This window comes from Micromonospora sp. LOL_025 (assembly GCF_048060285.1).
Lineage (GTDB): Bacteria > Actinomycetota > Actinomycetes > Mycobacteriales > Micromonosporaceae > Micromonospora.
On sequence record NZ_JBHMIR010000019.1, the window covers coordinates 122999 to 130845 of the forward strand.

Genomic DNA, 7847 nt, shown 5'->3' on the forward strand with positions numbered 1-7847 from the left:
CGGAGCGGAAGCGGATTCTCACGTCCTGTACAGACCGGCGCGAGTCTAATCCCTGCACCTGGGAACGCCGAATGCGGCACAGATCACGTTCACATCACGGCTGATCGGCATCCGTCGTGAACAGATCGGGCACCGCAGGAGCATTCGTGCCGAATGTACCATTCGGGGGCGTGCGGCCCAGGTGCCGCCAGGCGGCCTCGGTGGCGACCCGGCCGCGGGGCGTACGGGCCAGCAGGCCGGCCCGGACCAGGAACGGCTCGCAGACCTCCTCCACCGTGTCCGGCTGCTCGCCCACTGCCACGGCCAGCGTGGACAGCCCGACCGGTCCGCCCCGGAAGGAGTCGACCAGCGCGGTCAGCACCGCCCGGTCCAGCCGGTCCAGGCCCAGCGCGTCGACGTCGTACACCGTGAGGGCGGCCCGGGCGGTCTCCAGGGTGACCACCCCGTCGGCCCGGACCTCGGCGAAGTCGCGGACCCGGCGCAGCAGCCGGTTGGCGATCCGGGGCGTGCCCCGGGAGCGCCCGGCGACCTCCGCGGCGCCGTCGTCGGTGATCGGCACCCCGAGGATCCGCGCCGAGCGGCGCAGCAGCACCTCCAGGTCGGCCGGCGAGTAGAAGTCGAGGTGCGCGACGAAACCGAACCGGTCGCGCATCGGACCGGTGAGCAGGCCGGAGCGGGTGGTCGCGCCGACCAGGGTGAACGGCTCGACGTCCAGCGGGATCGCCGTCGCGCCCGGGCCCTTGCCGACGATCACGTCGACCCGGAAGTCCTCCATCGCGCTGTAGAGCAGCTCCTCGGCCGGCTTGGCGATCCGGTGGATCTCGTCGATGAATAGCACGTCGCCCTCGGCGAGGCTGGTCAGGATCGCCGCCAGGTCGCCCGAGCGCTCGATCGCCGGGCCGCTGGTCACCCGGATACCCGAGCCCAGCTCGGCGGCGACGATGTTGGCCAGGGTCGTCTTACCCAAGCCAGGGGGCCCCGACAGGAGGATGTGGTCGGGCGGGGAGCCGCGCCGCATCGCGCCCTGGAGCAGCAGGTCGAGCTGGTCGCGGACCCGGTGCTGGGCGATGAACTCCTCCAGCCGCTTCGGCCGGACCGTGGCCTCCGCGTCGAGGTCGGCGTCGTGCACGTAGGCGGAGACCAGCCCGCCGTCGGGCCCCGTCACCGGGTGCGGCCCAGCAACCGGATGGCCTGCTTGAGCAGGACCGGCACCGGCGGGACGGCACCGTCGATCGTCTCCGCCACCGCGGCCACCGCCTGGTCGGCCTGACCGGCCGTCCAGCCGAGCCCGACCAGCGCCTGCCGCACCTGCTCGGGCCAGGCCCCGCCGGTGACCCCGGCCGCGCCGTCGGCGCCGACCGGCACCGGGCCGACGCGGTCGCGCAACTCCAGGACCAGGCGCTCCGCGCCCTTCTTGCCGATGCCGGGCACCCTGGTCAGCGCGGCGGTGTCGGCGTTGGCGATCGCCTTGCGCACCGCGTCGGGGGTGTGCACGGCGAGCACGGCCTGGGCCAGCCGGGGGCCGACGCCGCTGGCGGTCTGGAGCAGCTCGAACAGCTGCTTGGCGTCGTCGTCGGCGAAGCCGTAGAGGGTGAGCGAGTCCTCCCGCACGACCAGGCTGGTGGCCAGCCGGGCGGGCTGGCCGATCCGCAGGTCGGCGAGGGTGCCCGGGGCGCACTGCACCGCCAGGCCCACCCCGCCGACCTCCACCACGGCGTGGTCCGGACCGGTCGCGGTCACCACCCCGCGCACGCTGGCGATCATCTGGCTCCTCCTCGTCGTACCCGGTCGGCCGCGGCCGCCAGCTTGGAGCGCGTCCCGCCCCGCCACACGTGACAGATGGCCAGGGCCAGGGCGTCGGCGGCGTCGGCCGGTCGCGGCGGCTCGGCCAGCCGCAGCAGCCGGGTGACCATGGCGGTCATCTGCGCCTTGTCGGCCTGGCCGGAACCGGTCACGGCCGCCTTCACCTCGCTGGGCGTGTAGGTCTGCACGGGCAGCCCGGCGCGGGCGCCGGCGAGCACGGCGATCCCGCTGGCCTGGGCGGTGCCCATCACGGTGCGGACGTTGTGCTGGCTGAAGACCCGCTCGACGGCGACGCTGTCGGGCCGGTGCTCGGCGACCAGGTCGGTGAGCGAGCGGTCCAGGTGCAGCAGGCGCAGCGCCAGCTCGTCGCCCGGATCGGTGTGGACGACGTAGTAGGCGATCAGCGTGCAGGGCCGCCCGGGCACGCCCTCGACCACGCCGACCCCGCACCGGGTCAGCCCCGGGTCGACGCCCAGCACCCGCACGCCGCCTCCTCCCCCAGCCGCCAGCAGTACGTGTGTTCGACACCCTACCGAGCCGGGCGACACCCCGCCGCCGGGGACACGCCGGGCGCGCCGACACGCCGGCCGGGGCGCGCGGCGGCCACACACTCCGGCCGTCGAGTATGTGTCGCCGGCCCATGTGCGCCCGCACACACAGCTCGTAACTTCATGCGCCATGACGGCAGAACCCGTGGCGGTCCCCCACGTCGTACACGTCGACCTCGCTGGTCGTACCGCCCTGGTGACCGGGGGCGGCAGCGGCATCGGCCGGGCCTGCGCCCTGCGGCTGGGCGCCGCCGGCGCGAAGGTCCTGGTGGTGGACCGCAACATCGAGGCGGCCAAGGCGGTGGCGGCGGAGGCCGGCGGGCGGGCCGAGGGCCTGGACCTGGCCGAGCCGGACGCGGTGGACCGGCTCGACGCCGACGTGGACATCGTGGTGAACAACGCGGGCCTGCAGCACGTGGCGCCGGTGCAGGAGTTCTCCCCGGAGCGCTTCGCCCACCTGCACCGGGTGATGGTGGAGGCACCGTTCCTGATCATCCGCCGGGCGCTGCCGCACATGTACGCCAGGGGCTGGGGGCGGATCGTGAACATCTCCTCGGTGCACGGGCTGCGCGCCTCGCCGTACAAGTCGGCGTACGTCTCCGCCAAGCACGCGCTGGAGGGGCTGTCGAAGGTGGTCGCGCTGGAGGGCGCCCCGCACGGCGTCACCGCCAACTGCATCAACCCGGCGTACGTGCGGACGGCGCTGGTGGAGAGCCAGATCGCCGACCAGGCCGCCAGCCACGGCATCCCCGAGAGCGAGGTCGTCGAGAAGATCATGTTGGCGCGGGCGGCGATCAAGCGGTTGATCGAGCCGGAGGAGGTGTCCGAGCTGGTGGCGTACCTCTGCTCCCCGCCGGCGGCGTTCATCACGGGCGCGTCCATCGCGCTCGACGGGGGCTGGACGGCGAACTAGTGGTGAGCCGCACAATGTCGGTCATGTCGTCACCGGTGGAGTTCCTGGAGCTGCTCGCCCGCGAGGCCGCCGCGGTGGAGTTCGAGGGGCCACTCGTCGCCGCGCGCGCCGCCGGGCTGCCGCCCGCGCGGCTCGCCGAGCTGGAGCAGGCCAAGACGGTGGCGCTGCGCGTGCGCGCGCTGCTGGAACGCCGCCGCCGCCGGGAGGTCGAGCTCTCCGGGCTGTACGACACGGTCAGCGACCTGGCCGGGCTGCGCGACCTGGACGACGTGCTGCGCGCGATCGTGCACCGGGCGCGCAACCTGCTCGGCGCGGACGTCGCCTACATGACCCTCGACGACGACGAGCGCGGCGACACGTACATGCGGGTGACCGACGGTTCGGTCTCCGCCCGCTTCCAGCAGCTGCGGCTGCCGATGGGCGCCGGCCTCGGCGGCCTGGTGGCCCAGTCCGGCGCCCCGTACGTGACCGCGAACTATCCGGAGGACGACCGCTTCCACCACACCGGCGAGATCGACGCCGGCGTGGGTGAGGAGGGCCTGGTGGCCATCCTCGGGGTGCCGCTGCGGCTCGGCTCGACCTCGATCGGCGTGCTCTACGCGGCCAACCGCTCGGCCCGGCCGTTCGTCCGGGAGGAGGTGGCGCTGCTGGTCTCCCTCGCCGCGCACGCGGCGGTGGCCATCGACACCGCCCGGCTGCTCGCCGAGACCCGGGCCGCGCTGGAGGAGCTGTCGCTCGCGAACACCACCATCCGGGCGCACAGCAGCTCGGTGGAGCGGGCCGCGGCGGCACACGACCGGATGACGGCGCTGGTGCTGCGCGGCGGCGGCGTGGAGGACGTCGCCGCGGCGGTCACCGACGTGCTGGGCGGGGCGCTGCTGGCGCTCGACGCGGAGGGCCGGCTGCTGGCCCGGGTCGGCGAGATCGAGGAGCCGGACCGGGCGGACATGGTGGAGGCGGTGGCCGCGTCGCGTACGGAGGGCCGCAGCGTGCGGCGGGGCCGGCTCTGGTACGCCGCCGTGGTGGCCGGGGCGGAGAACATGGGCGCGCTGGTGCTGCGCCCCGACGACGAGCTGGTCGACGCCGACCAGCGGATCCTGGAGCGGGCGTCGCTGGTGACGGCGCTGCTGCTGCTGTTCCGCCGTACCGTCGCCGAGGCGGAGGGGCGGGTCCGGGGCGAGCTGCTCGACGACCTGATCGCCCGGCCGCTGCGGGACACCGACGCGCTGCGCAGCCGGGCCCGCCGGCTCGGCGTGGACCTGGACGCCCCGCACGTGCTCGTGGCGGTGGGCGACGACGCCATCGCCGCCACGGGCTCGGCCCGGCAGCGGGTGCTCTCCTGGGCCACCACGTACGCCTCGACCCGGGGTGGGCTGGCGGCGGCCCGCGACGGTCGGGTGGTGCTGATGCTGCCGGGCCGGGACGCGGGCGGCAGCGCCCGGGCGGTGGCCCGGGACCTGTCCCGGGCGACCGGCCGGCCGGTGACCGCCGGGTCGAGCGGCCCGTCGACGGGGCCGGCCTCGCTGGCCGCGACGTTCGCCGAGGCGGAGCGGTGCCTGACCGCGCTGGGCGCGCTGGGCCGCTCGGGGCAGGGGGCGAGCACGGCCGAGCTGGGCTTCGTCGGGCTGCTGCTGGGCGCCGTCGGCGACGGGGGCGACAAGGACGTGAACCGGTTCCTGACCGCCACCGTCGGGCCGGTCGTCGACTACGACGCCCGGCGGGGCACCGCGCTGGTGAAGACCCTGGAGGCGTACTTCGGGGTCGGCGGCAGCCTGGCCCGGGCCGCCGAGCAGCTGCACGTGCACGTCAACACCGTCACCCAGCGGCTGGAACGGGTCGGGCAGCTGCTCGGCGCGGACTGGCAGAAGCCGGAGCGGGCGCTGGAGGTGCAGCTGGCCCTGCGCCTGCACCGCCTGCGTACGCCGGCCGTCTGAGCCGCCGTTCGACCACCCGCCGCGTGACCGGCGACCCCCGCGTGGTGGGGCGGTCAGCGGGCGCGGATGCCGTCCAGGACGCCGTCGACGATGCGCTGCGGCAGGGTCGTCTCGTCGAGGTCGGGGTGCCAGCGCATGACGCGCTGCACCAGCATCGGGCCGGCCAGCATCGCCATGACCACCTCGACGTCGAGATCCGCGCGCAGCTCGCCGGAGCGCATCCCGCGCCGCAGCACCTCGCGCATCATCTCCCGCCGGGGCTCGATGATGTTCTGGTAGAGCTGGTACTGCTCGGGGCTGCGGTTGACCTCCGGCACCAGGCAGGGCATGATCCGCGCCGCCCGCGGGTCGATGTGGTGACCCACCGCGCCCACCAGCAGGATCAGGTCGTCGCGGACCGAGTGGCCGGCGGGCTCGGGCGGGGTCCCCTTGAGCGTACGCAGGGCGTCGCGCAGCAGCGCGTCCTTGCCCGGCCAGCGGCGGTAGATGGTGGCCTTGCCGACCCCGGCGCGGGCCGCGATCGCCTCGATCGAGATCGCCTCGATCGTGCTGCCGTCGGCGAGCAGGTCGAGGGCGGCCTCGACGATCGCCTCGTCCGCGCGGACGCTCCTCGGCCGCCCGGGCGGCCGAGGAGCGTCGGCGGTGGAAGTCATGTCGGACATTGTTCCCGAAGCTAGGCGGTCCCGGCCAACTCGGGTTCCCCCACCGGCGCCGGCTTCCCCGCCGGGGCGGCGGGGCGGCCGGGCATCCAACGCAGCACCACGACGATGCCGAGCGCGGCGATCGCGGCGGCGAGGCCCGCCGCCCAGTGCATCGCGGCCAGGAAGGCGTCGTCGGCGACCGCGATCAGCTGCGGCGCCGCCGGCCCGAGCTGACCGGCCGCGGCGTACGCGCCGGAGATGGACTCGCCGGCCGCCTCGCGCGCCCCGGCGGGCAGGTCCCGCAGGGCGGGGTCGACGTCGGCACGGTAGACCGCGGAGAGCACCGACCCGAGCACCGCCACGCCGAGCGCGCCGGCCACCTGCCGGACCGTGTTGCTGACCGCCGAGCCGACGCCGGCCTTCTCCCGGGGCAGCGCGGACATGATGGACTCCGTGGCCGGGGGCATGATGTTGGCCATCCCGGTGCCCTGGAGGAAGAAGACGACCAGCACCACCCAGATCGGGGTGGCCGCGTCGACGAAGGCGAACGCGCCGAGCGCGACCACGGTCAGCGCCAGCCCCACCGTCGCGACCGCCCGGCCGCCGTACCGGCGGACCATCGCCGCGCTGCTCGGGGCGAAGATGAGCTGGGCCACGGCGAAGGGCAGGTAGAGCAGTCCGGTCTCCAGCGGGCTGAAGCCGCGCACCAGTTGCAGGTAGAACGAGCTGAAGAACATCACGCCCATCGCGGCGAAGAAGATCAGCCCGACGATGGCCACCGGAGCGGCGAAGCGGGGCACCCGGAACAGCCGCACGTCCAGCGACGGGTGGTCGCTGCGCCGCTCGTACGCGACGAACCAGGCCAGCACCGCCAGGCCGCCGAGGATCGCGGCCCAGACCAGCGGACGGCCGAAGCCGTGCTCGCCGCCGTCGATGATGCCGTACGTCAACGCGACGAGCCCGACCACCGACAGCAGTACGCCCCCGACGTCGACGCGGCCCGGATCCGGGTCCCGCGACTCGGGCACGAGCAGCGCCACCAGCACCACGCCGAGCGCCACCACCGGCACGTTGATCAGGAAGACCGAGCCCCACCAGTAGTGCTCGAGCAGCGCGCCGCCGAGGATCGGGCCGATCGCCACGGCCAGGCCGACCGCGCTGGCCCAGACGCCGATCGCCCGGCCCCGCTCGCGGGGGTCGAAGACGTTGGAGATGATCGAGAGCGTGACCGGCATGATGGCCGCACCACCCACGCCCATCAGCGCGCGGGCCGCAACGAGTTGCGCCGGGCTCTGCGCGTACGCCGACAGCAGCGACGCCAGCCCGAAGAGCACCAGGCCGATCAGCAGGAAGCGCTTGCGCCCGGCGCGGTCGCCGAGCACGCCGAAGGTGAACAGCAGGCCGGCGAAGACCAGCGTGTAGGAGTTGATCGACCACTCCAACTCGCCCTGACTCGCGCCGAGGCCGTGCACCGGGTCGGCGAGCGTCCGCAGCGCGACGTTGAGGATCGTGTTGTCCAGGACGACCACGAGCAGGCTGATCACCAGCACCCCGAGGATCGCCCACCTCCTCGGGTGTCCCGTGTTCTCGCGCGGTGGCATCTTCGCGTTCTCCCCCCGGTCCCGTTTCGATACGGGTCAGACTCGTAATTCAGGATCAGCCTAGGCGGGCAATTATCGATACGGAACCGGTTCGTATCTCATGTGGCGGCGGTCACTCCTGCCCTCTTCCCGGATGCGCTACGCGGCCCGGATGGCCGCCCAGGCGCGCATCCAGGGATGCGCCTACGTCCGTGTCGCCGGATCCGCCGTCGGATGCGGTCCGCGACGTGCCCGCCCGCCGCGGGGGTCGATCATGCAGTTGTGGTGGGCATCCTGCCCTGAATCGCACCTTGTGCAGGGCACCACAACCGCATGATCGACGCCCCCCGTCCCGGCCGGGTCGGGTCGGGTCGGGTCGGGTCGGGTCGGGTCGGGTCGGGTCGGGTCGGGTCGGGTCGGGTCGGGTC

At 74.3% G+C, this 7847-nt stretch carries 7 protein-coding genes; 2 read left to right on the top strand and 5 right to left on the bottom strand.

Going from position 1 to position 7847, the window contains the following annotated elements:
• Positions 1–94 precede the first annotated feature (94 nt).
• The 3 genes from ruvB to ruvC are packed head-to-tail and all read right to left on the bottom strand — an operon-like array spanning position 95 to position 2288.
• Complete coding sequence (gene ruvB / locus ACFHW0_RS21990) at positions 95–1165, bottom strand: Holliday junction branch migration DNA helicase RuvB (RefSeq protein WP_416610412.1); 1071 nt, start codon at positions 1163–1165, stop codon at positions 95–97.
• Positions 1162–1764 carry a Holliday junction branch migration protein RuvA gene (ruvA, locus tag ACFHW0_RS21995; protein WP_132240120.1) on the bottom strand — a complete coding sequence of 201 codons (603 nt, stop codon included), beginning with the start codon at positions 1762–1764 and terminating at the stop codon, positions 1162–1164. Before ruvA ends, ruvB begins: the two co-directional genes overlap by 4 nt.
• Positions 1761–2288, bottom strand: coding sequence for a crossover junction endodeoxyribonuclease RuvC (gene ruvC, locus ACFHW0_RS22000; protein WP_416610414.1), 528 nt, complete (start codon positions 2286–2288; stop codon positions 1761–1763). Before ruvC ends, ruvA begins: the two co-directional genes overlap by 4 nt.
• 193 nt (positions 2289–2481) lie before the next feature.
• Between ruvC and ACFHW0_RS22005 the strand changes: the two genes are divergently transcribed.
• Together ACFHW0_RS22005 and ACFHW0_RS22010 are read left to right on the top strand one after the other, a co-directional pair.
• Positions 2482–3264 (top strand): 3-hydroxybutyrate dehydrogenase, encoded by a 783-nt coding sequence (locus ACFHW0_RS22005; RefSeq protein WP_416610416.1) that lies wholly within the window; start codon positions 2482–2484, stop codon positions 3262–3264.
• Positions 3265–3278: 14 nt separating this feature from the next.
• Complete coding sequence (locus ACFHW0_RS22010; RefSeq protein WP_416610434.1) at positions 3279–5198, top strand: helix-turn-helix domain-containing protein; 1920 nt, start codon at positions 3279–3281, stop codon at positions 5196–5198.
• 53 nt (positions 5199–5251) lie between these two features.
• Here the strand turns inward: ACFHW0_RS22010 and ACFHW0_RS22015 are convergent, their stop codons facing one another.
• Together ACFHW0_RS22015 and ACFHW0_RS22020 are read right to left on the bottom strand one after the other, a co-directional pair.
• Entirely contained in the window at positions 5252–5860 is a 609-nt protein-coding gene (locus tag ACFHW0_RS22015) for a TetR/AcrR family transcriptional regulator (RefSeq protein WP_416610418.1), read from the bottom strand.
• 11 nt (positions 5861–5871) lie between these two features.
• Positions 5872–7440 (bottom strand): MFS transporter, encoded by a 1569-nt coding sequence (locus ACFHW0_RS22020; RefSeq protein ID WP_416610420.1) that lies wholly within the window; start codon positions 7438–7440, stop codon positions 5872–5874.
• Between the last annotated feature and the right edge of the window lie 407 nt (positions 7441–7847).

Coding starts and splice junctions, on each gene's coding strand:
- ruvA (WP_132240120.1), bottom strand. CDS start 1,764: ATGATCGCCAGCGTGCGCGGGGTGGTGACCGCGACCGGTCCGGACCAC.
- ACFHW0_RS22010 (WP_416610434.1), top strand. CDS start 3,279: ATGTCGGTCATGTCGTCACCGGTGGAGTTCCTGGAGCTGCTCGCCCGC.
- ACFHW0_RS22005 (WP_416610416.1), top strand. CDS start 2,482: ATGACGGCAGAACCCGTGGCGGTCCCCCACGTCGTACACGTCGACCTC.
- ACFHW0_RS22020 (WP_416610420.1), bottom strand. CDS start 7,440: ATGCCACCGCGCGAGAACACGGGACACCCGAGGAGGTGGGCGATCCTC.
- ACFHW0_RS22015 (WP_416610418.1), bottom strand. CDS start 5,860: ATGTCCGACATGACTTCCACCGCCGACGCTCCTCGGCCGCCCGGGCGG.